Below are 24,896 nucleotides of genomic sequence, written 5' to 3' on the forward strand. Positions count from 1 at the left end.
CGCCCATGAGTCCAATTTCGCGAGCCCGAGGCCTGTCGCTGATCGAACTGATGATCGCCATGGTCATCGGCCTGGTCCTGATGCTGGGCGTCACCCAGATCTTCATCGCCTCGCGTGCGGCTTCGCGCCTGTCCGAAGGCGCGGCCCGCACCCAGGAGAACGCGCGCTTCGCGCTGGATTTCCTGCAGCGTGACCTGCGCATGGCCGGCCATTTCGGCTGCGTCAACGACCAGGCCCACGTGGTCAAGAACACCGGCGATGTCGGTTACCACCTGGGCATCAGCTCGGGCAGCGGCGACCCCCAGGATTTCTCGGTTCCGGTGCAGGGATACGAGGCTGCAGGTACGGCGCCGGGTGCCACGCTGACGCTGGGCCGTGCGTGGAGCGCGGCGCAGTCGGTTCCAAAGAGCATCGCCAACCTCAAGCCGGCACCGTTGCCGGGCAGCGATATCCTGGTGCTGCGCCTGATGAGCCCGGAAGGTGCCGTTGTCACCGGCATCTCCGTGGCTGCGGGCGCGACCACCCTGACCGTCTCCAGTGATGGCATGGCCCGACTGAAGGCCAACGCCGCAGGCACGCCGACGGTCTTCGGCGTGGCCGACTGCACCCGTGCTGATGTATTCCCCGCCACCATCACCGGTTCGACCGTGAAGGTCGACAAGGTCGACCTGAGCAACTATTCGATCAACAACGCGATGACCATGCTGTATCGCGCCGATGGCATGGCGTACTACATCGCGAGCAATCCCAATGGCGAGCCGGCACTTTACCGGGCACGCGCCAACGGCGCCGGCGGCTATGCCGATGGCGAGGAGCTGGTGGAAGGCATCGAGAACATGCAGTTCCTGTTCGGCCTGGACGCCACCCCGGATATCGCCCTGCCCACGCCGCCGACCGGTCGCATCGTCGACCAGCGCGTGGCCAGTGCGGTCAGCACCGGCACCGATGCCGCCGCCGCAGGGCAGTGGCGCCGCGTCGGCATGGTGCAGGTGGGCCTGCTGGCGCGCAGTCCGCAGCGTGCGTCGGCCGAAGCGCCGGGCAGTGCGGCCACCTATCCGGCCATCCTCGGGGTGGGTTTTGCCCCGGCCGATCCTTACGACCAGCGCCATCGTGGCGCCTATGAAGCGTCCGTTGCGCTGCGCAACCGCTTGTTCGGGAACTGACGACCATGCGTACTCATCCTTCCTCCAGGCGCCGTCCCTTCGTTGCCCAGGCACGGCAGCAGGGTGCCGTCCTCTATGTCGCGCTGATCATGCTGGTGCTGCTGGCCCTGCTGGGCGTGATCGGCATGCAGGTGGCCGGCATGCAGGAGCGCATGGCGGCTGGCTACCGGGCGACCAACATGGCATTCCAGAACGCCGAAGGCGCGGCACGCAGCGCCGAGAACGCGGTGGAGAACATCGCCAACCGGAAGGATGCCGGCGCCAATCCGGCCGTGGCCTCCGCCGACATCAACCAGCAGTGCGATGACGGCTTCGATCCGTCGGCCTGGGTCGCGAAAACCAAGCTGGGCAGCAAGCCGGCCATCTATGTCCGTGAGATCCAGGGCTGCATCCAGGGGGAGGGTGCGCTGGACATGGGCAAGTCGGTGGAGAAGCCAACGCCGGTCTACCAGATCACGACCTATGCCGGTGATACCACCAGTGATGCGACGTCGCGTGCGGCGATCGATACCGTATTCAAGCTGTGAGGGTGGGGAGCCCATGAACACTCGCAACCGCAGGATCCTGGCAGGCGTTGGCCTTGCCGTCTTGGCCGCTGGCGGCTATCTGGCGCATACCCTGTTTGCTGCACAGGCGCAGGGCGTGCTGGCACAGGAGCCGATGAACGTGCAGACGCGCGCGACACCGGCGTTCATCATGGCAGTGGACGATTCGGGTTCGATGAACTTCGAGCGCATGTTCCCTGGTGGTGACGGCCGCATGCGCTGGAACAGCAACACCAACAGCTTCTTCAACAACGATGGAAGTTTCTTCAGCGTGGGCTCGGCGTGCGCCAACAATTCGGTGGACTGCTACCTGTACCTGTACCCGCATGCGGAGTTCAACAAGGAGTATTCGCCGGGTCGCGCCATTCCGCCGCTGGACATTTACGGTTTCGCGCGTTCGCATGTCTACAACGCCAGTTACTTCAACCCGGCAGTGACCTATCGGCCGTGGACCAACGCCGATGGCACGCTGTGGCCGAACGCGTCGATCACCCAGACCCGCGCTGATCCACGGTCCGATCAGCGCGGCTACAAAGCCGTGTACAACATGACCGTCAACCGTGCCGAGACGTCGGAGAAGTTCCAGTTCGTCAACGGTATGCGGATTCCCGACCTTTCTGGTACCGGCAATGAATACTATGTCGACAGCTGGTGGGATGGTGGGTGGAAGACCGCCGCGATCAGCAACACCGGCAGTACCACGTATTCCATCAGCTATTTCCCGGCGACCTTCTACCTGCCGGCCGCAGCGCCTGCACCGGACGGATACAAGACCGACGACGCCAGTCGCCCGGTGATCACCGGTGCCTGTGGCCCGGGCTGCAACCTGCGCCGCTACCAGATCAAGTCGGGCAACTACTCGAGCCCGGCCGCGTACAACGCCGCGATCCAGAATTTCTCCAACTGGTTCCAGTATCACCGCAACCGCGTGCTGGCCATCGTCGGTTCCTCGACCGCTGCACTGGTGAGCGTGGATACGATGCGCGTGGGCTACTTCACCATCAACAAGCTCAGCAATGCGACCATGTATGACATGGTCACCAATCGTGCCGACCTCTACAAGCAGATCTATACGCTGACCGGTAATGGCGGCACGCCGAACCGGCGTGCGGTGGAGTACCTGGTCGACCAGTTCCGCCGTACCGATGCAGATGCCCCCGTGCAGCTGGCCTGCCAGCGTAATGGCGGCATGCTGTTCACGGACGGCTACACCAACTCCGGCAATGCACCGAGCGCCTCCTTCGGTGATGCCGACTCGGTGAACTCGACCCACCTGCCGTCCATTCCGTTCTCCGACGGCTACAGCAATACCATCGCCGACATCGCTGCGGCGGCTTATGCCGGCGCCCGTACCCCCCTGCGCACCGGCACCAGCTTCCCGGCGGGGCAGGTGCCGGTCAGTGATAAGTGCAGCTCGCTGGACAAGAGCAGCCCGGACTGGAAGCGCCTGGACTGCCAGACCGACCTGCACATGAACTTCTACGGCGTGACCCTGGGCGCGCAGGGCAAGATCTACGGTGTCAACCAGGCCGCAACCGCCGATCCGTACAAGACGCCGCCGAACTGGGCCGGCAATGGCAATCCGCTGGATGTCGATGACGGTACCGTCATCGATGAGCTGTGGCATGCGGCCGTGAACAGCCGTGGCGAATTCATCAACGCGCAGACCCCGGCGGACGTCACCGAGGCCATGCGTCGGGTGCTGTCCTCGATCAGTGGTGGTGCGTCGCCTTCAGGCACGATCGGTATCAGTGGTGCGCGCATCGGCACCGGCTCACTGGCGGTCACTCCGCGCTATGACATCACCAACAGTGGCACCGACTGGTCGAGCAAGCTGAGCGCGGCCAGCGTCAAGGTCAACGCCGACCAGGTCGCGGAGCTCACCGAGGTGTGGGAAGCCTCCAGCCGCCTGACGTCGTCCGGCCGCCGGATCGTGGCCAACAAGCTGGGTTCGCCGGTGGACTTCAACAGTGCCCGTATCAGCCTGCAGGATCTGTGCAGCAAGCCTGACGGCAAGTACGCGTCGATGCTGGTCTGCTCCACCGACAAGCTGACGACGATCAAGGCCGACCTGGCCAGTGCCATCAACTATCTCAGTGCCGACAGCTCGACCGAGGTCCGCAACGGCGGCAAGTACCGTGACCGGACCACGCCGCTGGGTGACATCGTCAATTCGGCGCCGGTGGTCAGCTCGCCGCTGGACGATTACGGTTACCGCCAGCTCGGTGGCACCTATGCCAAGAGCTATACCGACTACCTGGCCACCAAGGCCAAGTCGCAGCGGTACATGGTCTATGTCGGCGCCAATGACGGCATGCTGCACGCCTTCGATGGCGGCATGAAGGCGGATGCCAAGCAGGACGGTACCGGCGGCACCGAGAGCTTTGCCTACATCCCGGCCACTGCGCTGGGCCACATGGCCAACCTGCTGTTCCCCTACAAATCCGATACGGCCGATCAGACGTTCCGCCATCGTTACTATGTCGATGGTCCAGTTGCCGTGTCCGATACCTACAACGGTACCGCCTGGCAGACCAGCCTGGTGGGTACCACTGGTGCCGGTGGCCGTTCGGTGTTCGCGCTGGATGTCACTGCACCTGGCAGCTTCGGCACTGGCAACGTGCTGTGGGAAATCAGCGACATCAACTCGTCGCTGAGGGACGAGGTGCGCAACAACATCGGTTTCGTGCTCGGCAAGCCGGTGATCGTGCCGGTGAAGAGTGGTACCGGCGTGGCCTGGAAGGCGATCTTCGGCAATGGCTACGGCAGCGCCAACGGCAAGGCAGTGCTGTTCGTGGTCGACATGGCCAACGGCGACATCCGGATGATCGAAGCGGTCGAGGGCACTTCGGGTGCCGGTATCTCCGGGGATAATGGCTTGGGCAATGTGGTCGTCGTCGATCGCTGGACCGGCACCAACCAGGATGCGCGCGGCCGTGATGGGCTGGCCGACACCGTCTATGCCGCCGATCAGCGGGGTGCCGTGTGGAAGTTCGACCTGACCAGCAGTGCGAATACCACGCTGACCGTGCCGATGTTCACCAGCCAGGCGGCCCAGGACTCCTCCAACAAGACCTATCGCCAGCCGATCACCGGTGGCATGACCGCTGCCACCGGTCCTTCGGGCGGCGTGATGCTCTATTTCGGCACTGGCAGCTTCTCCTTCACCAGCGACAAGGATGACAAGGCGCAGCAGGCGCTGTACGCCGTGAACGATCTGTCCGGCAAGACGGTGACCTCGACGGTGACCGCTGCCAACCTCGTTCCGTACACGGCAGCAGCCGCCACTGCGGGCGTCGATGAACGCAAGATCACGGCGGGAACGGCCCCGGCCAACGCCCGCGGCTGGATGATCCGGCTGCCTGCCGGCAACGGCGAGCGCGCCGTTGGCAATCCGATCCTGGTCAGTGGCATCGTCTTCATGCCGACCTACGTGCCCAACATGCAGTCGGTGGGGTGCTCGACCAGCGGGTCGAACTGGTTGTTCGGGTTGTCGTCGATCAGCGGCCTGCCGATGCTGGAGAACGTGCGTTATGGCTCGCCCACCGGTAGCCGGCCCGGCTCCAGCACAGCGGCCATTGCGTTGAAGACTGGAGGAACCGCGCCGGTGCGTGACGTCTCGTTGTCGGTGCTGCCACGTCCGACGGACAACAAGGCGCCGCCCGGAGGCAGCACCTGCTGGATGGCCGTCGGCGCGGCGGGCAGCCAGGCGCTGTATCTGCCTTACCCGTGCGGTCGCCAGTCCTGGCGCCAGCTCCAGTAAACCCAAGTGCGAGGATTCACGCTCATGTTGCACACTCCCATGCCTCGCCGCGCGGCTGGCTTCACGCTGATCGAATTGATGATCGTGGTGATCGTCATCGGCATCCTGGCGGCGATCGCCATTCCGTCCTATCAGGAGTACGTGCGTCGATCGCATCGTGCCGTGGTGAAGGCGGACCTGGCCGAGTACGCACAGCGTGCCGAGCGCTACCACACCAGCAACAACTCCTACACCGGCTACGCATTGCCGACCAAGGTGTCGCCGCGCGATGGCGGTACCGCGCGCTACAACCTGGACTACAAGGGCGATGGCACGAGCTTCACCATCACCGCCACCCCGCAGGGCACGCAGGCCAAGGACAGCTGCGGCACGATGAGCGTGGACCAGGCCAACCGCAAGACGGCCGACGGTGGCGTCGCCAGCTGCTGGTGAAACAGGTGTTGATCTTCCTGTAATCGGCCAGTACAATGCGCCTCCCCGCCCGAATAGCTCAGCCGGTTAGAGCACTTGACTGTTAATCAGGGGGTCGTTGGTTCGAGTCCAACTTCGGGCGCCAGATACTGCAAAAGCCGCGAGAAATCGCGGCTTTTGCTTTTCTGCGCAAGCATTCAGCAGGGTGTGTCGTGGTCCACGCGCTCACTGCGGGCGCGGCCGCCATTGTTGACGATCAGCGCACCGTGCAGCCGGTTGCCCGCGCAGATGCGCAGGGTCAGGTTGGCCCCCGGGCTGCGTCCATCTGCCTGGAAGAACAGCTGCGGGCGCCCACTGCTGGCCTGGGCATGGATCGAGACGTCCGAGCGCCCGGTGTGATGGCTCAGGATCGCCTCCGGCGATGCCGGCTCCCTGCGCTGGTCGCCACTGCGGTAGATGATCCAGCCTGCGCTCCAGTCGTCGCTGCAGCGCAGGCCGTCGACACTGGCGCAGAGGCCGATCAGCTCGCGCCTGCGCACTGCCTCGCTGCGCGCGCCGGACAGGCTGGCGTGCAGGGTCAGCTGCAGCGCGTCGGCGCGGTGCCGCAGCAGCAGGGGCTGCATCGCCGGCCAGGTCGCGGCCAGCAGCACCGCCAGCACGGCGATGACCACCAGCAGTTCGGTCAGGTGCACGCCCCGCGCAGAGCGGGGGCCGAGGGGACAGGGGGCATGGGTCGGGTACATGCATCCAGCCTCCGCGCCGGGCTGGGCGACCGCCATCGGGAATCCCCGTGGCGGGCTGCCCGGCGACCCCTCAGCCGGCCGTCACCCCTCGCCCCGTATACTCATCCTTCCCGGGAACTGGCAACACCATGAGCGACAGTTTTGAACTTGTCTCGCCGTACTCGCCGGCGGGCGACCAGCCCGATGCCATCGCGAAGCTGACCAGCAACTTCGAGGCCGGCATCGCCAAGCAGACCCTGCTCGGCGTGACCGGCTCGGGCAAGACCTACACCATCGCCAACGTCATCCAGAACGTGCAGAAGCCGACGCTGATCATGGCGCCGAACAAGACGCTGGCGGCGCAGCTGTATGGCGAGTTCAAGGCGTTCTTCCCGCACAACGCGGTGGAGTATTTCGTCAGCTACTACGACTACTACCAGCCGGAAGCCTACGTGCCGTCGTCGGACACCTTCATCGAGAAGGACAGTTCGATCAACGAGCACATCGAGCAGATGCGCCTGGCCGCGACCAAGACCCTGCTGTCGCGCCCGGATGCGATCGTCGTGGCGACGGTGTCGGCGATCTATGGCCTGGGTGCACCGGAAGACTACCTGTCGCTGCGCCTGATCCTGTCCAGGGGCGAGCGCATCGACCAGCGCGACCTGATCAACCACCTGACCCAGCTTCAGTACACGCGCAACGAGTACGAACTGCAGCGCGGTACTTTCCGCGTGCGCGGCGAAGTGATCGACGTGTTCCCGGCCGAGTCGGACAGCGAGGCGCTGCGCCTTGAACTGTTTGATGGCGAGGTCGAGAAGATCACCCTGTTCGATCCGCTCACCGGCGAGACGCTGCGCAACATGCAACGCTTCACCGTGTATCCGAAGACCCACTATGCGACCACGCGCGAACGCGTGCTGGCGGCGATCGAGACGATCAAGGTGGAGCTGAAGGAGCGGCTGGAGCAGCTGTACGCGCAGAACAAGCTGGTGGAGGCGCAGCGCCTGGCGCAGCGCACCCAGTTCGACCTGGAGATGATGGCCGAGGTCGGCTACTGCAATGGCATCGAGAACTACTCACGGCACCTGACCGGCAAGAACGCCGGCGAGCCGCCGCCGACCCTGTTCGACTACCTGCCGGCCGATGCGCTGCTGGTGATCGACGAATCGCATGTGACCATTCCGCAGATCGGCGCCATGTTCAAGGGTGACCGGTCACGCAAGGAAACCCTGGTCGAGTTCGGCTTCCGCCTGCCGTCGGCGCTGGACAATCGTCCGCTGCGTTTCGAGGAATGGGAAGAGCGCTGCCCGCGCAGCATCTACGTGTCGGCCACGCCGGGCCCGTATGAGTACCGCGAGGCCGGTGACGAGATCACCGAGCTGGTGGTGCGCCCGACCGGCCTGATCGACCCGGTGGTGGAGATCCGCCCGGTGGGGACCCAGGTCGACGACCTGATGAGCGAGGCCAACGAGCGCATCAAGGCGGGTGATCGCGTGCTGGTCACCACGCTGACCAAGCGCATGGCCGAGAACCTCACCGAATACCTGACCGAGCATGGCATCCGCGTGCGCTACCTGCACTCGGACGTGGACACCGTCGAGCGCGTGGAGATCATCCGTGACCTGCGCCTGGGCAAGTTCGATGTGCTGGTCGGCATCAACCTGCTGCGCGAAGGCCTGGACATGCCCGAGGTGTCGCTGGTGGCGATCCTCGACGCCGACAAGGAGGGCTTCCTGCGTTCCACCGGCTCACTGATCCAGACCATCGGCCGCGCTGCCCGCAACGTGCGTGGCAAGGCGATCCTGTATGCCGACAGGATCACCCGTTCGATGCAGGCGGCGATCGATGAAACTGACCGTCGCCGCGCCAAGCAGGTCGAGTACAACGCGGAACATGGCATCGTGCCACGCTCGGTGGCGCGCCCGATCGTCGATGTCCTCGAGGGCGCGCGTTCGGATGCTGCGGAGAAGGAGGCGAAGAAGGGCAAGGGCAAGGGCCGGGCGGGCGTGGCCGAAGAGGCGGCCGACTATCGTTCGCTGTCGCCAGCGCAACTGGGCGTTCGTCTCAAGGCGCTGGAACAGCAGATGTACCAGCACGCCAAGGACCTGGAATTCGAGGATGCCGCGCGCGTGCGTGACCAGATCCGGCAGCTGAAGGAAGCCAGCCTGGGCTGAACGCGGCAGCGCAGCATCATCTTCACAAAAGTGTTGCGCTTCCCTGCCGGCATCCGTAATATACGCGGCCTGCACCGACGTAATCGCGGAAATGCAGAAGCAAAACGGGCGGTTAGCTCAGCGGTAGAGCACTACCTTGACATGGTAGGGGTCACAGGTTCGAACCCTGTACCGCCCACCACGAAGTCCTCGCAAAAGGGCTGTCGTGAACTGCAAAGCCCGGCCCTGGCGCCGGGTTTTTACGTAACAAGGCCAGCCTTCGGGCGGCAAGAACAAGATGGGCGGTTAGCTCAGCGGTAGAGCACTACCTTGACATGGTAGGGGTCACAGGTTCGAACCCTGTACCGCCCACCACCTGCTCCCGGCGTTGCCGGTGTAGCGGTGGACACGATGAAAGCCGGCCCCGTGGCCGGCTTTTTTCGTTCCGGGGACAGTGCCCCGGCATTCCCGCGAAGCCGCATCCCTACCGGTTCAGTGGCGTGAAATCAGCGGGTGATGGTGATCGAACGCTGGATCCGCCAATCGCCGTCGACGCGCTCCCAGAGCTGCGCCACGCGTACCCGGGGCAGCGCAGCGTGAGGGCTGCCGCCATGGTCGCCTGCCGGTTGCTGGCTGCCCAGGCGCAGTACGCGGTCCTGGCGCAGGTGATAGAGCTGCAGGGGCAGCGCTTCATGCGTGTCCTGCGGCCCCTCGGTGTGCAGGATCTGGCTGCGCAGCGCATCCTCGGTGGGCCCGCTGCCGTCGCCGAACAGGCTGGAGAACAGCAGGATCAGGGCAAGCATCGGCATGGCACGGTGCTCCAGCGGGAAAGTGCATGCAGGCTGGCATGGCCGGCCGGGCACCGCAGCCGGCCTGCGACGAAGGCGGGGATTGCGTCGCCAAAGGCGGGCAGGCGCCGATGAATCCGGGCCGCGCAGGCGTAGACTCGGGGCTACTGCGCAACTGCGCCATTACTGCAAGGAGCTGCCGCATGAGTGATCACGTCCCGGTGTCCAGGCCCAATCCGTTACTGGAGCGCCTGTTCGGCGGCAACATGCTGGAAGGCACGTTCAAGGCAGTGATCTGGGTGGCGGTCCTGTGCGCGCTGCTGGCGTGGACCACGCTGCGCTGAGCGACGCTGCCGCGCCGGACCTGCCTGGTCGCGGGCCCTGCTGACGCGATGAATCCCGCTGCCACCGCAAGGGCGCGGCAGCAGTGTCCGTGCGTGTGCCGTCAGGCGCTGAAGGCCTGGCGCAGGCTGCGCAGGGTTGCCTGGCGATGTTCCCGGGCCGTCGGCTCGCCCATCTCCAGTTCCTGCAGGCGCAGTCCAACCAGGGTCATCGACAACGCATAGCCGCGTGCCGCATCCGCAACGCGTGACAGGCCCACTGCACGGCGGGCCAGTGCGTTCACATGTTCAAGGTCGGGCATCAGTCCCAGATAGGCGCGCTCTGCGCTGTCCAGGTCCGGTGCACGCAGGATCGCGTGGGCTTCTGCGGTGGGGGAGGCGGAGGCCATGGGGGTCCTTGTCCGTAGAGGGCGCTCGCTCAGAACGAGCGCATCAGGGAAATGAAGGCCGACGTCTGCGTGCCACGTCGTGCCATTGGGCTGTCCTTCACTGCATTGCCGAACCACTGGTTGGCCACCACGCCGGTGGCGCGCCATTTCGTGCCCAGCGGCGTGCTGACCGCGATCTGCAGGCTTGGTGACGTGGTACTGCCCGGGCGGTAGGCGGCAAGGCCCGAGCGCAGTGCCTCTTCGTCACTTATGCCGTAGTAGTAATCGAGCAGCCGTGCACTGGAGTGCACCACACCCGCCCGCGGCACCCAGGTGAAGCGACCCGCCTGGATCGGATAGCTGTAATGCAGGCGCGACTCGAAGCCACCGCCATGGCCGGTCACTTCCCGCATCACGCTGGCCTCGACCATGCCCCAGTCGGCACTGTACTCACCGTTGATGCCCGCCATGGCTGACATCTGCCGGCTGTGCAGGCGGCGCAGCTGAGCATCGTTCACGTCGTCGGTCTTGAAGCGCAGCGTGTAGGGCGTGACCGCCGCCGACAGGCGCAACCCCTGGCCCTTGTAGAGGTACATGCCCAGCGAGCCGGGGCTGGCGAAGAAGCGGTCGCCCTGCCAGGCAATGGCCGGTACCACCAGCGGTTTGACGTCATAGTGCGCGTACGCACCGGAGGTCGCGCCAGCGCTGATGCCGGCCTGCACGCCCGGGTTGTTCTCGGCAGCGTGGGCGAGCAACGGCACGCCGAGGGTAGCGGTGAACAGCAGCGGGCGCAGCAGGGTCGGGGACAACGACGGCATCGATCAGCCACTTTGCGGGGGATGGCTGCGCATGGTGACGGGGCAACATTGTCAGAACATTGCGCCCGCGCGATCGGCACGCATGGACGCAAAACCATGGTGCCAGGCACTATGATCGGCAGCGTTTCCGGTAGACGAGTTCCTGATGCGCATCCTCCTGGTCGAAGACGATCCTGATCTGTCCCGCGCCCTGCAATCGGGCCTGGAGCGGCAGGGCGTGGTCGCCGACGTGGTCGGCAGTCTTGCCGAGGCCGCGCTCGCATTGCGCGAACCGGTGCACCAGCTGCTGCTGCTCGACCGTCAGCTGCCCGATGGCGATGGCGCCGGATTCGTCGCGACGGCGCGTGCGCTGCGGCCGAACCTGGCGGTGATCATGCTGACCGCCAAGGGCACGCTGTCGGACAAGGTCGAAGGCCTGGACGTCGGCGCCGATGACTATCTGGTCAAGCCGGTGGCGATCGAGGAACTGATGGCACGCATCCGCGCCGTATCGCGCAGGCCTTCGGCGATGGTGACGCCAAGCCTGCGGCTGGGGCGGCTCGAGTTCGATTTTGAATCGCTGCAGGCACAGGTGGAGGGCCAGCCACTGGCATTGCCACGGCGGCAGGTGCTGGTGCTGCAGGCGTTGGCGATGCGGCAGGGGCGCACGGTCACCCGCAGTGCGCTGGAGGCTGCGGTGTACGGGTTCGACGATGAGATCCAGTCCAATGCGCTCGACGCGCACATCTCCAAGCTGCGCAAGGCGCTGCAGCAGGCCGGGGCCGGCGTGGAGATCCACGTGATCCGGGGCGTCGGCTACCTGCTGGCGGAGGCCTGAGATGGCCCGTCCAATCCGTTCGATCACCCTTGGCCTGGCCTGGCGCCTGTTCCTGGCGCAGGCCTTTACCGTGCTGTTCGCGGTGGTTGCGCTGATCCTGACATGGGGGGACAAGGACTCCTGGGGCATGGACATGTTCGTTGCCGAGGCCGTGGCCAAGGCGGTGCACAGCGAAGGCGGCCGCCTGGTGCTGGACCAGGCGCGCTGGGACAAGCTCGATGCCAACGCCGGCGGCAATCTCTGGTTCGCCGCTGTGGACGACAAGGGCATGTGGCTGGAGCGCGGCACCATTCCGGCAATCCACGCGCCGCTGCTTGCGCGACTGCCGACTGTGGGCGCCACCGAACTGGGTTCGCTGGTACCGCCCTATCTGGACGTGGCACGGGTGATGATCCGCAACGAGGATGGGCGCCGCATCACGGTGATGGTCGGTGGTGCACCGAAGGGCGGGCTGCTGGATGGCGCGCTGATGGTGTTGCGCCTGATCGGCCTATGGTTCTTCCTGCCACTGATCGTCGTCACCCTGCTGGTGATGCCGACCGTGATCCACCGTGCGATGCGAGGCGTGCGCCGTTCCGCGCAGCAAGCCAAGGAACTGGACATCGGCCAGCCCGGTGCACGCCTGGATGCGCAGCTGGTCTCCACGGAAGTGGCACCGCTGGTGGAAGCGTTCAACGACGCCATCGACAAGGTGCAGCAGGGCTATGCTGCGCGCGACAAGTTCCTCGCCGACGCCGCGCACGAGCTGCGCGTGCCGATCGCCGTGGTGCAGGCGCGCCTGTCGCAGCTGCCGCAGGGCGAGCTGAAATCGCAGCTGCTGACCGACGTGGCGCGGCTGGGCAATGTTGCCGAGCACCTGCTCGACCTGCAGCGTCTCGACCGCAACGTGGGTGCATTGCAGCGGCTGGACCTGGCCCTGCTGGTGCGTGAAGCAGCAGCGGACCTGGCGCCGTTGGTGGTTGGCGCCGGTTATGGCTTCGAAGTGGATGCGCCGGAAGCGCCGGTGTGGATCCACGGTGACAGCCTGGCGCTGGGGCGGGTGATCGCCAACCTGGTACACAACGCGATCGTGCATGGCGGTGGCCGTGGCACCATCTGCGTGCGGTTGGATACGCGCGGGTTGCTGGAAGTCAGCGACCAGGGCGCTGGCATCCCGGTGGGCGACCGTGAGGCGATCTTCGAGCCGTTCCATCGCCTGCGCGCGGCGGGCAGTGGCAGTGGCCTCGGCCTGCACCTGGTGAAGGAAATCGTGCAGCACCACGGTGGCTCGGTCGGTGTCGGCGAGGCCTCGGGTGGTGGCGCGAGCTTCCGGGTCAACTTCCATCGCGGCAGCGTTCGACGCTGACGCAGCTGCGGGGCAAGTCCCGATAGGCAACCTGCTGCCGGCGGCGGCAGGCTGGCGGCATGGCCGATGAGCGCTCCCCGTCTCCCTTGCTGGGCAGTGGCGCCGCTGCAGCGCTGACGCTGGGAGCGCTGGCCTGCGTGCAGCTGCCGCTGCTGCCGCCGCTGTGGGCCTGCACGCTGATGATCGTGCTCGGCAGCGCAGGGTGGGGGCTGCGCTGGCGCGGGCGTCTGCCTGCGGTCGTGCTGTTCGGTGTTGGCTGGACGGCGGTGCACGGGCATTGGGGGCTACAGGAGCAGCTTCCACCGGGCCAGCCGCCACGGAATGTGGTGGTCAGTGGCCGGGTCATCGATCTGCCGGATCACGGCGCCGCGCACACCCGCTTCCTGCTGCAGGTCAATGAGAGCACCGACCTGCCATCACTGCGTGGCAAACGCCTGCAGGTCACCTGGAACGATGCTTGGCATGCCCGCGCTGCCACCGACTCCGGACCTGGGCGGCACCAGGTCCGGGCCGGTGCGCAGTGGCATCTGGCCCTGCGCGTGCGGGCACCCCGTTCGCGGATCAATCCCGGTGGTTTCGACGGTGAGCGCCATGCGTTGCTGCGGGGCGTGTCCGGCAGTGGGACAGTACGGGCGCCAGCCAGCGCGCGTGAGTTGCAGGCCGCACATGGCCTGCCCGCATGGCGTGAGCGCACCAGTGCCGCCATCGCCGCGCAGGTGGCCCATCCGGCCGCGCGCTTCGTGCAGGCGTTGGCATTGGGCGATACGCGTGGCCTGTCCGACAGTGACTGGGATCAGTTGCGGGCGCTGGGACTGACCCATCTGGTGGCCATTTCCGGGTTCCATGTCGGGGTGGTGGCGGGGCTGGGGGCGCTGCTGTGCCGGGGGCTGTGGTGGCTGTGCCCCCTGCTGGCCTGCCGTTGGCCACGTCCGCAGGCGGCGGCCTGCGCCGCGGCCCTGGCCGCAGCAGGCTATGCGGTGCTGGCCGGCGGCGAGTTGCCGACCGTGCGCACGGCGATGATGATCGGATTGATCGCACTGGCGCGCAGCGGGCGGCGCCCGCTCGGTGCCGTGCAGGGGCTTGCGTTGGCGGCACTGGCGCTGCTGTTGCCGGCTCCCCTGTCGGTGCTGTCAGCGGGTTTCTGGCTCAGCTTCGGTGGCGTGCTGTGGCTGGTGTGGTGCCTGCCGCAGGGGCGTCCGCGCGGCATCGTCGCCAGCCTGCGCGGGTTCCTGGCTGCACAGGGCGTAGCCAGCGTCGGCCTGTTGCCGCTGGGCATCGCGCTGTTTGGTGGCACCGCCTGGCTGGGGCCGCTGGTGAACCTGCCGGTCATTCCCTGGTGGACCCTGCTGGTGGTGCCACTGTCGCTGCTGGGCACGGCGCTGCAGGTGCTGCATGAGGGGGCTGGGCGCTGGGCGTGGTGTGCGGCGGCGTGGTTGTTCGAGATCAGCTGGCAGGCGCTGCAGCCGTTGGCGGCGCATCCTCGGGCGATGTGGTGGTTGGCCGAGGCGCCGGCCTGGGCCGTGCCGGCGGCGCTGCTGGGCGTGTTCTGGTGGCTGCTGCCGCGTGGTGCCGGGGGCGGGCTGGCCGGCCTGCTGCTGTGCCTGCCGCTGCTGTGGCCGCAACGTGAGCGACCGGCGGAGGGGGAGCTGGAGCTGCTGGTGCATGACGTCGGCCAGGGTACGGCGGTGTTGTTGCGTACCGCGCGGCATGCGCTCTGGTATGACGTGGGGCCGCCGAGCGGGGGCGAGGGCAGTGAGCGGATCCTGGTTCCGTCACTGCGGGCGTTGGGCCAGGCTCCGCCCGAGCGGGTGCTGCTAAGCCACGATGATCTCGATCATGCGGGCAACCTGCCGAGCCTGCGTCTTCAGTTGCCGGGGCTGCCGCTGCTGGCGCCGCCGGGCAGTACGATCGCCGGGGCCGGGCGTTGCCAGCGCGGCCTGCGCTGGCACTGGGACGGCGTCGATTTCCTGGTGCTACACCCCGATGCCGGCAGCCAGCGGGCCGAAAACGAGGACAGCTGCGTGTTGCGCGTGGCCAGCGCCCATGGCGTGGTCCTGCTGCCGGGGGACATCGGCCGTCCGGCCGAACAGGCGCTGTTGCGGGCGTCTCCGGCGGCGCTGAAGGCGGATGTGGTGCTGGTGCCGCACCATGGCAGCGGCGGCAGCTCCAGCGCGCTCTGGGTGGCGGCGGTGTCACCCCGGCTGGCCCTGGTCTCGGCCGGGCACCAGAACCGTTTCGGCCACCCGCGCCAGGAGGTGGTCCAGCGCTGGCAGGCGCAGGGGGCCGAGGTGGTGTCCACCGTGGAGTCTGGTGCGATCCGCGTATGGCTTGGCGCACAAGGGCTGCAGCTGCGTGAACAGCGTATCCATGCATCCCGGTGGTGGGATGCCGCTGGGCGGGCGCGGTCGGCTGCTATCCTATCGCCGATCGAACAAGCGGCCGTTGGGCCGGAGGGTTGAAACGTGTGGGAACTGGTCAAGGCCGGTGGCTGGCCGATGGTGCCGCTGCTGCTGTTGGGCGTACTGGCTTTGGCGATCATCCTGGAGCGTTTCTGGTCCCTCCGGCGAACGGAGGTGCTGCCGCCCGGCCTCGGCCAGGAAGTGCGGAACTGGGCCGCCCGCGGCAAGCTTGACCCGGCGCACCTGCAGACCCTGCGTGCCAACTCGCCATTGGGCGCGCTGCTGGCGGCCGCGCTGGAAGCCCGCAACCGCCCGCGCGACCAGATCCGCGAGCGCATCGAGGATACCGGCCGCCATCTGGTGCACCGCATGGAGCGTTTCCTCAACGCGCTGGGCACCATTGCATCGGCCGGCCCGCTGCTGGGCCTGCTGGGTACCGTGATCGGCATGATCCAGATGTTCCTGGGCATCCTCGACCATGGCGTGGGTGATGTGAACCAGCTGGCCGGCGGTATCGGCAAGGCCCTGGTGTGCACCGCCACCGGCATGATCGTGGCCATCCCGGCACTGATGTTCCACCGCTACTTCAAAGGCCGCATCCACGGCTACGTGGTGGAGATGGAGCAGGAAGCCAGCGCCCTGCTGGACACGCTCGACGGCCGCCCGGGGGTGATGAACCCGTCCCCGTCGGCTCGCCCGGCCAACGCCGCCACGGCGAAGGCCTGATCGATGCGTATCGGCAATGACCGATCCCAGGATGAGCCGCATATCGATCTGGTTCCGTTGATCGACGTCATCCTGGTGCTGATCATCTTTTTCGTGGTCACCACCACCTTCGATGCGCGCTCGACGCTGCAGGTACAGTTGCCTACCGCCAGCCAGCAGCCCAACAACGAGCCGCCGCGTTCGCTCAGCGTGCTGATCAACGCCGAAGGTCGCTATTTCATCAATGACCAGGAAGTGCTGCGCAGCGACGTCGAGTCGGTCAAGCAGACCATCGCCGCCGTCGCCGGCAGTGATCGCAGCCAGCCCGTGCTGCTGCGCGCCGACGCGCGTACTCCCTACCAGGCCGTGGTGACTGCGCAGGACGCGCTCGGTCAGCTCGGTTTCCGTCGTATCGCCATTGCAACTGCGCCAGAGGTGCGTCCATGAGTTCCCATCACGCGCCGGTGTGGCCGATCTACAAACGTCTGCTGGGCTACACCCGCACCTACTGGGTGTTCATGGTAGGCGCGGTCATCGCCATGGTGGTCGAGGCTCTGGCCGGCTACCACTTCACCAAGCTGATGGAGCCGCTGGTCAACGAAGGTTTCGTCGACCCGCAGCCGCGCGCGGCCGTGGTGCTGCCGCTGACCATCCTCGGCCTGTTCCTGATGCGCAGCGTGGCCACCTGGGTCAGCGACTACACGCTGGCCAAGACCGGCCGCAGCGTGGTCCGCGACCTGCGTGAGCAGGTGCTGCAGAAGTACCTGCACCTGCCGTCGTCGCACTTCGATACCGAAGCGACGCCGGTGATGGTCAGCCGCCTCAACTTCGATACGGAACAGGTCACCCAGGCCAGCGCCGACGCGCTGAAGACCGTGGTGGCCGATACCCTCACCATCATCGCGATGCTGGCGGTGATGCTGCAGATGAGTGTCAAGGTCACCCTGGCGATGCTGCTGGTGGTGCCGCTGATCGGTGGCATCGTGTCCTACGTGGGCAAGCGCTACCGGCGCATCAGCCGCGGCATCCAGGACGGCATGGGCACGATGGCGCAGACTGCCGAGCAGTCGCTGGCCGCGCAGCAGGAAGTGAAGGTGCACGGCACCCAGCAACATGAGATCTCGCGCTACTCGCGCCTGGCCAACCGCATGCTGGCGCTGAACATGAAGGTCGAGGTCACCCGCGCCGCCGCCTCCAGCGTGGTGCAGTTCCTGGCCGCACTGGCGCTGGCGGTGATCGTCTGGGTGTCGACCCGCGAAGCGCTGGCGGGCCGACTCAATGCCGGCCAGTTCATGGGCCTGATGACCTCGATGATGGCCATCATCCCCTCACTGCGTCGCCTGACCAGCGTACAGACCTCTATTTCGCGCGGTGTTTCCGCCGCCGAGCGCCTGTTCGGCATCCTGGACATGCCGGTGGAGCGTGATGAGGGCCAGCACCGCGTGCAGCGCGTGCGCGGCGAACTGGCGTTCGACCACGTCATGCTGCGCTACCGCGAAGACAGCGGCATTGCCCTGGACGACATCAGTTTCGTTGCCAGGCCGGGTACGGTGACGGCCATCGTCGGCCGCTCCGGCAGTGGCAAGACCAGCCTGATCCGGCTGGTGCCGCGCTTCTACGAGCCCAGCGGCGGTGTCATCACCCTCGATGGCGTGGCCCTGGACGACTACCCGCTGGCCGACCTGCGCCGGCAGGTGGCGATGGTCGGTCAGAAGGTGATGCTGTTCGACGACACCATCGCCGCCAACATCGCCTATGGCATGGAAGCAACCGACGAGCAGATCCGTGCGGCTGCCGAAGCCGCCAACGCCTGGGAGTTCATCGCGCGCATGCCGCAGCAGCTGCAGACCCCGGTGGGCGAGAACGGTGCGCTGCTGTCCGGTGGCCAGCGCCAGCGCCTGGCGATTGCCCGCGCGATCCTGCGCGACGCTCCGATCCTGATCCTCGACGAAGCCACTGCGGCGCTGGACAACGAATCCGAGCGCCTGGTGCAGGATGCGCTGCAGCGCCTGATGCCGGAACGCACCACGCTGGTCATCGCGCACCGCCTGTCGACCATCGAGCATGCCGACCAGGTGCTGGTGATGGACCATGGCCGCATCGTTGAACGCGGCACCCACAAGGAGCTGCTCGAGCTGGGCGGCCTGTACCAGCATCTGCATAGCATGCAGTTCCGCGAAAGGCAGGACTGATGGCCGGCAAGGGCACCCAGACCCCGCCGTACTGGTACGACGGCAGCCCGGTTCCGTGGGCGATGCGCCTGCTGGCGCCGCTGTACGCAGGTGTCACCGCGCTGCGCCGGCGCGCCTATCGGCGTGGCTGGCGCAAGCGCCATTCGCTGCCGGTGCCGGTCATCGTGGTCGGCAACATCACGGCCGGCGGTACCGGCAAGACGCCACTGACCATTGCCCTGGTCGAGCGCCTGCGCGCGGCCGGCTGGAAGCCGGGCGTGGCCAGCCGCGGCTATGGTCGCGAAGACGCCGACAAGCCGCTGTGGGTGCAGGCCGATACGCCAACCGCCAAGGGTGGTGACGAACCGGTGCTGATTGCCTGGAAGACCGGCGTACCAGTGCGCGTGGACCGCGACCGCGTTGCCGCCGGCAAGGCGCTGATCGAGGCCGGCTGCGATGTGATCGTCTGCGACGACGGCCTGCAGCACTACCGCCTGGCGCGGGACATCGAGATCGAAGTGGTCGATGCGCAGCGTCGCTACGGCAATGGCCGGATGATTCCGGCCGGGCCGTTGCGCGAGCCTGTCAGCCGCGCCAGCGAATGCGATTTCCGTGTGGTCAACCTTGGTCAGGCGGATGAGGAAACCGCGGCCCAGGCCTGTGGCTTCGGCCAGTGGCCGATGGCGCTGCACATCGACAGTGCGCAGCCGCTGGCCGGTGGCCGCTCGCGTCCGCTGGCGTATTTCAAGGGGCAGCGCGTGCATGCGGTGGCCGGCATTGCCCATCCTCAGCGCTTCTTCGACATGTTGCGCGCGCGCGGGATCGGCGTGGTGCCGCATGCGTTCGCCGACCATCAGGCCTACCAGCCGCAGGACCTGTCCTTCGGCAGCCAGCTGCCGGTGCTGATGACCGAAAAGGATGCGGTGAAATGCCGTGCGTTCGGCAACGACTGGCACTACGCGGTTCCGCTGCGCGCCGAGCTGCCCGCGGCGTTCTGGGTGGCGCTGACCGATCGCCTGGACAAGCTGCGACCGAACTGAGTGGCGCGGCGGCGCTTGCATTCACGCGCCGCTGGCCGCATTCCCGTTGTAACGAGCCTGCCGAGTACCGCCCGCATGACTGAATTCGTCGTCGCCATCCCGGCCCGCTATGCCGCCTCGCGGCTGCCGGGCAAGCCGTTGCGCCCGCTGGGCGGCGAGCCGCTGGTACTGCATGTGGCGCGCCGCGCGCTGCAGGCCGGTGCCCGTGAAGTATGGGTGGCGACCGACAATCAGCGCATTGCCGATGCGTTGTCCGGGTTGGCTGAAGTGAAGGTGGCGATGACCGCGACCACGCACGCCTCGGGCACCGATCGCCTGGCCGAGTGCGCACGCACTGCCGGCTGGGCCGATGACACGGTGGTGGTCAACCTGCAGGGCGACGAACCGTTCGCGCCGGCGGCCGGCATCCGCGCGGTAGCCGATGCGCTGGTCGCTGGCAATGCGCCGATGTCGACCCTCGCCACGACCGTCGAGGACGCGCACACCCTGTTCGACCCGAACGTGGTGAAGCTGGTGCGCAATGTGCGCAACGAGGCGATGTACTTCAGCCGCGCGCCGATCGCCTGGCACCGCGACGGCTTCGCACGCAGCCGCGACACGCTGCCGGACGGCCACCACTGGTTGCGCCATATCGGCATCTACGGCTATCGCGCCGGCTTCCTGCAGCAGTTCGCAGCGATGCCGCCGGGCCAGCTGGAGCAGGTCGAATCGCTGGAGCAGCTGCGCGTGCTGGAAGCGGGCTACCCGATCAGCGTGGCGATCTCGCCCGAGCCGTTCCCGCCGGGCATCGACACGCCCGAGGACCTGGAACGCGCCGAGGGGCTGCTGCAGGCGATGGCGGCGCGATGAGGCTGCTGGTCGTCTGCCTCGGCAACATCTGCCGTTCGCCGATGGCCGAAGGGGCGCTGCGCGCGCGCCTGGACGCCTCGCCGCTGGCCGGGCGGGTGCAGGTTGATTCGGCTGGCACCGGCGACTGGCATGTGGGCGAGCCGCCGGACCGCCGCGCGATCGCCTGCGCGGCCGGGCATGGCGTGGACATCGGCAGCCTGCGCGCACGCCAACTGCAGGGCGTGGATTTCGACCGTTTCGACTGGATACTGTGTGCCGACGAGGCCAACTTGCGTGATGCCGGGCGTCTGGCGTCCGCGGCCCAGCGTGAACGGCTGGCGTTGTACCTGCCCTGGTCGGGCGGGCAGGGGCGGGCAGCCATCCCTGATCCCTACACTGGCGGCAGCGACCATTTCGAACAGGTCTGGTCGCTGGTCGACGATGCTGCAAAACGTGCGGTGGCACGACTGTTGCATGACGCCGACTCCGGCATAATCGGGTCATGAACGTCCAGCCCGTCCCGGACCTGCCCGAGTTCGCCACTTGGCTCAATGCCACCCCTTGCACCCTGACCGAACTGCGCGGCCGGCCGGTCGCACTGCTGTTCGTCAATGCGGCCTCCGCCTGGAGTGCGCAACGCCTGGCCGAGTTCGGCCAATGGCTGTCGCGCCACCCCGGCAAGCTGCAGCCACTGGTGCTGCAGGTGCCGCGTTTCGATTTCGAGCGCGATGCCAATGCCGCACTGAAGCTGCTGCGCCGCCAGGGCCTGACCATGCCCGTGCTGCTCGATGCTGACTGGGATGGCTGGCGCCGCTTCGGCGTTACCGCCTGGCCGACCATGGTGCTGCTGGACGCGCAGGGCCGCGAGCAGCAGCGGCTGATCGGGCAGGGAGCGCCCGGTGAACTGGAGCGCGCCTTGAACGCGCTGTGCCAGGGCGCGCCTTCGGCGCCGCCGCGCGGCGGCAGCGAACTGCATCCGGAACCGCGCCAGGCGCTGCGCTTCCCGCTGGGGCTCGCGGTCAGCACCGAACGCCTGTACATCGCCGACAGTGGCCATCACCGCATTCTCGAATGCAGCCATGGTGGCCGCATCCTGCGCCAGTTCGGCCTCGGCACCGCCGATTTCATGGACGGCAACCTCGCCGAAGCAGCGTTCCACCGCCCACAGGCGCTGGTGCTGGAGCGCGATTCGCTGTACGTCGCCGACACCGGCAACCATGCGGTGCGCCGTATCAACCTGCTGACTGGCATCGTCGACACGCTGTGTGGCAACGGGCGCCCCGGTGCGCCGGTGGAAGGTCCGGTGGCGCAGGCGCGGCAAGTCTCGCTGGACCATCCGGTTGGCCTGGCCATCGCCGACAACCAGCTGCACATCGCGATGGCCGGCGACAACCGTATCTGGAGCTACCACCTGGGCCAGCGCAGCCTGCAATGGCGCGCCGGCAGTGGTTCCATCGACGAGCGTGATGGCAGCGGCCATCTGGCTGCCTTTGCCCAGCCGACTGCGCTGGCCGTGGTGCAGCAGGTGTTGTACGTCGCCGATGCGTTGGGCTCCTCGATCCGTGCACTGCAGCTGCGCGGCGACCTGGTGCAGACGCTGGTCGGGCAGGGGCCCTGGCGCTTCGGCAGTGAAGACGGCCCGCGTGCGCAGGCCAGCCTGCAGTATCCGCAGGCAATCGCATTGAGCGCGGACGCTCCGCTGTTGTGGATTGCCGACACCGGCAACGGCCGCCTGCGCACGCTGCGCCTGGGTGGTGGCGAACTGACCACCCAGCCGCTGCCGCGCCGCCTGCATGGCCCGGCCGGGCTGGCAGTGGGCGCCGGTGCGGTGTGGATTGCCGAGACCGACGCCCATGCCGTGCTGCGATTCGATCCCGACAGCGGCGTGCTCAGCGAAGTCCCGATCAGCGAATGACCGACGTTCCCGCCCCGGCCTTTGACGGCAAGGCCTTCGCGGCCCAGCTCAGTACCGCCCCTGGCGTGTACCGCATGTACGCCGCCGACGACACCCTGCTGTACGTGGGCAAGGCCCGCGCGCTGCGCAACCGCGTCGGCAGCTATTTCAACGGCAGCCCGAAGAACGCGCGGATCATGTCGATGATCTCGCAGATCACGCGCATGGACGTTACCGTGACGCGCTCGGAAGCCGAGGCGTTGCTGCTGGAAAACCAGCTGATCAAGTCGCTGTCGCCGCGCTACAACGTCTCGCTGCGCGACGACAAGACCTACCCGCATGTGCTGCTGACCCGCGAGGACTGGCCGCGCATCGCGCTGCATCGCGGCCCGCGCGCCATTCCCGGCCGCTACTTCGGGCCGTATCCCGGCGTCACTGCGGTGCGCGAAACGCTGAACCTGATGCATAAGCTGTTCAAGCTGCGCAGCTGCGAGGACAGCGTGTTCCGAAACCGCTCGCGGCCGTGCCTGCAGTACCAGATCGGCCGTTGCAGCGCGCCCTGCGTGGAGCTGGTGCCGGCGCCGGACTACGCCGAGTCGGTGCGCCGCGCTGCATTGTTCCTGGAAGGCAAGAGCGACGAGCTGACCCGCGAACTGGGCGAGCAGATGCAGGCCGCCAGCGAGGCACTGGAGTTCGAGCAGGCCGCGCGCCTGCGCGACCTGATCTCCTCGCTGCGCAGCATGCAGACCCGCCAGTACGTGGATGGCCGTGCCGCGGATCTGGACGTGCTGGCGGTGGCCATGCAGGGCTCGCAGGCCTGCGTGCTGCTGCTGGCCTTCCGCGATGGCCGCAACCTCGGCACCCGCCCGTTCTTCCCGCGCACCAATGGCGAGGAGAGCCCGGAGGAAGTGCTGGCCGCCTTCGTCTCGCAGTACTACATCGAATTCGAGCCGCCGCGCGAGATCCTGCTGGACCGCGAGATTCCCGATGCCGATCTGCTGGTTGCCGCGCTGTCGGCCTCGGCCGAGCGCAAGGTGCAGCTGAAGTGGAACGTGCGCGGCGAGCGCGCCGGCTATGTGGAACTGGCCAGCCGCAACGCGCAGCTGACCCTGGCCACTGAACTCAACAGCCGCAACGCACAGCACGCGCGTAGCGATGCCTTGCGCGACATGCTGGGCCTGGCCGAGCCGGTCAAGCGAGTGGAGTGCTTCGACATCAGCCACACCCTCGGCGAGGCGACCGTGGCCTCGTGCGTGGTGTTCGACGCCGCTGGCCCGGTGCGCGCGCAGTACCGCCGCTTCAACATCAGCGGCATCGAGCCGGGCGACGACTACGCTGCCATGCGCCAGGCCATCGATCGCCGCTTCCGCCGTGCAGTGGAAGAGCAGGGCGTGCTGCCGGACGTGCTGCTGATCGATGGTGGCGCCGGCCAGCTGGCGCAGGCGCAGGCTGCGCTGGCCGACCTGGGCGTGGAAGGCGTGCTGCTGGTGGGCGTGGCCAAGGGCGTGGAGCGCCGCGCCGGCCACGAAGCACTGGTGATGCCCGATGGCCGCGAGCTGCGCCCGGGCGCGGCCAATCCGGCGCTGCAGTTCATCCAGCAGGTGCGCGACGAGGCGCACCGCTTCGCCATCACCGGCCACCGCGGCCGCCGCCAGAAAGCACGGATGACCAGCAGGCTGGAGGACATTCCCGGTATCGGCCCGCGCCGCCGCGCCAGCCTACTCAAGCATTTCGGTGGTCTTGTAGGCCTGAAAGCCGCTGGTGAAGCGGAAATCGCCGAGGTGGAAGGCATCAATGACGCCCTCGCGGCACGTATCTACGCTAACCTGCACGGGTTGGCCACGCCTGATCCGGCCGAGTAGAGAGAGAAGCACGCAAGCATGAAGTTGACCCTGCCCACCTGGCTGACCTTGTTGCGGATCGTGATGATCCCGGTGCTGGTGCTGGTGTTCTACCTGCCCTTCACCTGGACCAACTTCGCTTCGGCGGCGATCTTCGGCCTGGCCGCGATCACCGACTGGCTCGATGGCTGGATCGCACGCCGTTACCAACTGGAGTCGGCCTTCGGTGCCTTCCTCGACCCGGTCGCGGACAAGCTGATGGTGGCGGTAGCACTGTTCCTGATCGTGCAGGGTCATCCGACGCCGTGGATGGCGTTCTGGGCAGCGGTCATCGTTGGTCGTGAGATCGCGGTGTCGGCGCTGCGCGAGTGGATGGCCGAGCTGGGCCAGCGCGCCAAGGTGCGCGTGGCGATGATCGGCAAGATCAAGACCACTGCGCAGATGGTCGCGCTCTTGTGCCTGCTGTATTCGGTGGCCCCGAACGTGCCGGTGCAGGACATCTGGATGGGCTGGCCTGTGTTCCACATCGGCGACTGGACCCTGGCGATCGCCGCGGTGCTGACCCTGTGGTCGGGCTTGCAGTACCTGCACGCCGCCTGGCCGAGCCTGCGCGACGACGAGCGCGCTGCGCGCGAGCGGGCGCGGCAGAAGAAGCTGGGCAACTGAGCCCCGGGGTCGGATCCTTTTCCGCAGGAAAGGGCTCTGACCCCATCGGTGCACCCATCCACGCATGGCGTGGATCTACTGGAAATGGTGCATCCGCGGATGATGCAGATCCATCGGT

General features: G+C 67.1%; 22 protein-coding genes and 3 tRNA genes. 21 read left to right on the plus strand and 4 right to left on the minus strand.

The window, feature by feature from the left end:
* Positions 1–5: 5 nt before the first annotated feature.
* The 5 genes from CCR98_RS07305 (at position 6) to CCR98_RS07325 (ending at position 6,027) form a co-directional block, all read left to right on the plus strand.
* Positions 6–1,163, plus strand: a complete 1,158-nt coding sequence (locus CCR98_RS07305) for a PilW family protein (RefSeq protein WP_087922072.1) — start codon at positions 6–8, stop codon at positions 1,161–1,163.
* Between the two features lie 5 nt (positions 1,164–1,168).
* Positions 1,169–1,690: a PilX N-terminal domain-containing pilus assembly protein gene (locus CCR98_RS07310; protein WP_087922073.1), complete on the plus strand. Its 522-nt coding sequence runs from the start codon at positions 1,169–1,171 to the stop codon at positions 1,688–1,690.
* A gap of 13 nt (positions 1,691–1,703) precedes the next feature.
* Positions 1,704–5,471, plus strand: a complete 3,768-nt coding sequence (locus CCR98_RS07315; RefSeq protein WP_087922074.1) for a PilC/PilY family type IV pilus protein — start codon at positions 1,704–1,706, stop codon at positions 5,469–5,471.
* A gap of 24 nt (positions 5,472–5,495) precedes the next feature.
* Positions 5,496–5,903 (plus strand): type IV pilin protein, encoded by a 408-nt coding sequence (locus tag CCR98_RS07320; protein WP_087922075.1) that lies wholly within the window; start codon positions 5,496–5,498, stop codon positions 5,901–5,903.
* Between the two features lie 47 nt (positions 5,904–5,950).
* Positions 5,951–6,027, plus strand: a tRNA-Asn gene (locus CCR98_RS07325).
* Positions 6,028–6,079: 52 nt separating this feature from the next.
* Here the strand turns inward: CCR98_RS07325 and CCR98_RS07330 are convergent.
* Positions 6,080–6,625: a GspH/FimT family pseudopilin gene (locus tag CCR98_RS07330; RefSeq protein WP_087922076.1), complete on the minus strand. Its 546-nt coding sequence runs from the start codon at positions 6,623–6,625 to the stop codon at positions 6,080–6,082.
* A 128-nt stretch (positions 6,626–6,753) separates the two neighbouring features.
* On the opposite strand from CCR98_RS07330, the gene uvrB reads away from it, so the two are divergent.
* The 3 genes from uvrB (at position 6,754) to CCR98_RS07345 (ending at position 9,132) form a co-directional block, all read left to right on the plus strand.
* Positions 6,754–8,778, plus strand: coding sequence for an excinuclease ABC subunit UvrB (gene uvrB, locus CCR98_RS07335; protein ID WP_087922077.1), 2,025 nt, complete (start codon positions 6,754–6,756; stop codon positions 8,776–8,778).
* Between the two features lie 106 nt (positions 8,779–8,884).
* Positions 8,885–8,959 (plus strand) — tRNA-Val (locus CCR98_RS07340).
* A gap of 98 nt (positions 8,960–9,057) precedes the next feature.
* Positions 9,058–9,132 (plus strand) — tRNA-Val (locus CCR98_RS07345).
* Between the two features lie 131 nt (positions 9,133–9,263).
* On the opposite strand, the gene CCR98_RS07350 is transcribed toward CCR98_RS07345, so the two are convergent.
* Positions 9,264–9,566 carry a hypothetical protein gene (locus CCR98_RS07350; RefSeq protein WP_087922078.1) on the minus strand — a complete coding sequence of 101 codons (303 nt, stop codon included), beginning with the start codon at positions 9,564–9,566 and terminating at the stop codon, positions 9,264–9,266.
* A gap of 182 nt (positions 9,567–9,748) precedes the next feature.
* Here CCR98_RS07350 and CCR98_RS21185 point away from each other — a divergent pair, with 182 nt between their 5' ends.
* Positions 9,749–9,889, plus strand: a complete 141-nt coding sequence (locus CCR98_RS21185) for a hypothetical protein (protein WP_198361067.1) — start codon at positions 9,749–9,751, stop codon at positions 9,887–9,889.
* 101 nt (positions 9,890–9,990) lie between these two features.
* Here CCR98_RS21185 and CCR98_RS07355 read toward each other — a convergent pair whose 3' ends face one another.
* A complete protein-coding gene (locus CCR98_RS07355) occupies positions 9,991–10,275 on the minus strand; it encodes a hypothetical protein (RefSeq protein ID WP_087922079.1) in 285 nt (94 codons plus the stop codon).
* Between the two features lie 29 nt (positions 10,276–10,304).
* The gene (locus tag CCR98_RS07360; RefSeq protein ID WP_087922080.1) at positions 10,305–11,072 is read right to left on the minus strand and encodes a MipA/OmpV family protein; all 768 of its coding nucleotides are present in this window, start codon (positions 11,070–11,072) and stop codon (positions 10,305–10,307) included.
* 145 nt (positions 11,073–11,217) lie between these two features.
* On the opposite strand from CCR98_RS07360, the gene CCR98_RS07365 reads away from it, so the two are divergent.
* The 12 genes from CCR98_RS07365 to pgsA all read left to right on the plus strand — a co-directional run bounded on the left by CCR98_RS07365 (position 11,218) and on the right by pgsA (position 24,778).
* Complete coding sequence (locus CCR98_RS07365) at positions 11,218–11,889, plus strand: response regulator transcription factor (RefSeq protein WP_005415973.1); 672 nt, start codon at positions 11,218–11,220, stop codon at positions 11,887–11,889.
* A 1-nt stretch (position 11,890) separates the two neighbouring features.
* Complete coding sequence (locus CCR98_RS07370; RefSeq protein ID WP_087922081.1) at positions 11,891–13,234, plus strand: HAMP domain-containing sensor histidine kinase; 1,344 nt, start codon at positions 11,891–11,893, stop codon at positions 13,232–13,234.
* 59 nt (positions 13,235–13,293) lie between these two features.
* Positions 13,294–15,693: a DNA internalization-related competence protein ComEC/Rec2 gene (locus CCR98_RS07375; RefSeq protein ID WP_087922082.1), complete on the plus strand. Its 2,400-nt coding sequence runs from the start codon at positions 13,294–13,296 to the stop codon at positions 15,691–15,693.
* 3 nt (positions 15,694–15,696) lie between these two features.
* Positions 15,697–16,359, plus strand: a complete 663-nt coding sequence (locus CCR98_RS07380; RefSeq protein WP_014036619.1) for a MotA/TolQ/ExbB proton channel family protein — start codon at positions 15,697–15,699, stop codon at positions 16,357–16,359.
* A 3-nt stretch (positions 16,360–16,362) separates the two neighbouring features.
* Entirely contained in the window at positions 16,363–16,785 is a 423-nt protein-coding gene (locus CCR98_RS07385) for a biopolymer transporter ExbD (RefSeq protein ID WP_014036620.1), read from the plus strand.
* On the plus strand, positions 16,782–18,530 hold the full coding sequence (gene msbA / locus CCR98_RS07390; protein WP_087922083.1) for a lipid A export permease/ATP-binding protein MsbA: 1,749 nt from the start codon (positions 16,782–16,784) through the stop codon (positions 18,528–18,530). Before CCR98_RS07385 ends, msbA begins: the two co-directional genes overlap by 4 nt.
* Entirely contained in the window at positions 18,530–19,549 is a 1,020-nt protein-coding gene (gene lpxK / locus CCR98_RS07395) for a tetraacyldisaccharide 4'-kinase (protein WP_087922084.1), read from the plus strand. The genes msbA and lpxK overlap by 1 nt, the downstream gene beginning before the upstream one ends.
* 75 nt (positions 19,550–19,624) lie before the next feature.
* The gene (gene kdsB / locus CCR98_RS07400; protein WP_087922085.1) at positions 19,625–20,398 is read left to right on the plus strand and encodes a 3-deoxy-manno-octulosonate cytidylyltransferase; all 774 of its coding nucleotides are present in this window, start codon (positions 19,625–19,627) and stop codon (positions 20,396–20,398) included.
* Positions 20,395–20,883 carry a low molecular weight protein-tyrosine-phosphatase gene (locus tag CCR98_RS07405; protein ID WP_087922086.1) on the plus strand — a complete coding sequence of 163 codons (489 nt, stop codon included), beginning with the start codon at positions 20,395–20,397 and terminating at the stop codon, positions 20,881–20,883. The genes kdsB and CCR98_RS07405 overlap by 4 nt, the downstream gene beginning before the upstream one ends.
* On the plus strand, positions 20,880–22,292 hold the full coding sequence (locus tag CCR98_RS07410) for a hypothetical protein (protein ID WP_087922087.1): 1,413 nt from the start codon (positions 20,880–20,882) through the stop codon (positions 22,290–22,292). The genes CCR98_RS07405 and CCR98_RS07410 overlap by 4 nt, the downstream gene beginning before the upstream one ends.
* Positions 22,289–24,133 (plus strand): excinuclease ABC subunit UvrC, encoded by a 1,845-nt coding sequence (gene uvrC / locus CCR98_RS07415; RefSeq protein ID WP_087922088.1) that lies wholly within the window; start codon positions 22,289–22,291, stop codon positions 24,131–24,133. Before CCR98_RS07410 ends, uvrC begins: the two co-directional genes overlap by 4 nt.
* Before the next feature lie 18 nt (positions 24,134–24,151).
* Positions 24,152–24,778, plus strand: coding sequence for a CDP-diacylglycerol--glycerol-3-phosphate 3-phosphatidyltransferase (pgsA, locus tag CCR98_RS07420; protein WP_087922089.1), 627 nt, complete (start codon positions 24,152–24,154; stop codon positions 24,776–24,778).
* The last annotated feature ends 118 nt before the right edge of the window (positions 24,779–24,896 follow it).

It is taken from the genome of Stenotrophomonas sp. WZN-1 (assembly GCF_002192255.1).
GTDB lineage: Bacteria > Pseudomonadota > Gammaproteobacteria > Xanthomonadales > Xanthomonadaceae > Stenotrophomonas.

Coding starts and splice junctions, on each gene's coding strand:
- uvrB (WP_087922077.1), top strand. CDS start 6,754: ATGAGCGACAGTTTTGAACTTGTCTCGCCGTACTCGCCGGCGGGCGAC.
- CCR98_RS07360 (WP_087922080.1), bottom strand. CDS start 11,072: ATGCCGTCGTTGTCCCCGACCCTGCTGCGCCCGCTGCTGTTCACCGCT.
- msbA (WP_087922083.1), top strand. CDS start 16,782: ATGAGTTCCCATCACGCGCCGGTGTGGCCGATCTACAAACGTCTGCTG.
- CCR98_RS07330 (WP_087922076.1), bottom strand. CDS start 6,625: ATGTACCCGACCCATGCCCCCTGTCCCCTCGGCCCCCGCTCTGCGCGG.
- CCR98_RS07315 (WP_087922074.1), top strand. CDS start 1,704: ATGAACACTCGCAACCGCAGGATCCTGGCAGGCGTTGGCCTTGCCGTC.
- CCR98_RS07355 (WP_087922079.1), bottom strand. CDS start 10,275: ATGGCCTCCGCCTCCCCCACCGCAGAAGCCCACGCGATCCTGCGTGCA.
- CCR98_RS07370 (WP_087922081.1), top strand. CDS start 11,891: ATGGCCCGTCCAATCCGTTCGATCACCCTTGGCCTGGCCTGGCGCCTG.
- CCR98_RS21185 (WP_198361067.1), top strand. CDS start 9,749: ATGAGTGATCACGTCCCGGTGTCCAGGCCCAATCCGTTACTGGAGCGC.
- CCR98_RS07310 (WP_087922073.1), top strand. CDS start 1,169: ATGCGTACTCATCCTTCCTCCAGGCGCCGTCCCTTCGTTGCCCAGGCA.
- CCR98_RS07350 (WP_087922078.1), bottom strand. CDS start 9,566: ATGCCGATGCTTGCCCTGATCCTGCTGTTCTCCAGCCTGTTCGGCGAC.
- kdsB (WP_087922085.1), top strand. CDS start 19,625: ATGACTGAATTCGTCGTCGCCATCCCGGCCCGCTATGCCGCCTCGCGG.
- CCR98_RS07405 (WP_087922086.1), top strand. CDS start 20,395: ATGAGGCTGCTGGTCGTCTGCCTCGGCAACATCTGCCGTTCGCCGATG.
- CCR98_RS07385 (WP_014036620.1), top strand. CDS start 16,363: ATGCGTATCGGCAATGACCGATCCCAGGATGAGCCGCATATCGATCTG.
- CCR98_RS07320 (WP_087922075.1), top strand. CDS start 5,496: ATGTTGCACACTCCCATGCCTCGCCGCGCGGCTGGCTTCACGCTGATC.
- CCR98_RS07375 (WP_087922082.1), top strand. CDS start 13,294: ATGGCCGATGAGCGCTCCCCGTCTCCCTTGCTGGGCAGTGGCGCCGCT.
- lpxK (WP_087922084.1), top strand. CDS start 18,530: ATGGCCGGCAAGGGCACCCAGACCCCGCCGTACTGGTACGACGGCAGC.
- pgsA (WP_087922089.1), top strand. CDS start 24,152: ATGAAGTTGACCCTGCCCACCTGGCTGACCTTGTTGCGGATCGTGATG.
- CCR98_RS07410 (WP_087922087.1), top strand. CDS start 20,880: ATGAACGTCCAGCCCGTCCCGGACCTGCCCGAGTTCGCCACTTGGCTC.
- uvrC (WP_087922088.1), top strand. CDS start 22,289: ATGACCGACGTTCCCGCCCCGGCCTTTGACGGCAAGGCCTTCGCGGCC.
- CCR98_RS07365 (WP_005415973.1), top strand. CDS start 11,218: ATGCGCATCCTCCTGGTCGAAGACGATCCTGATCTGTCCCGCGCCCTG.
- CCR98_RS07305 (WP_087922072.1), top strand. CDS start 6: ATGAGTCCAATTTCGCGAGCCCGAGGCCTGTCGCTGATCGAACTGATG.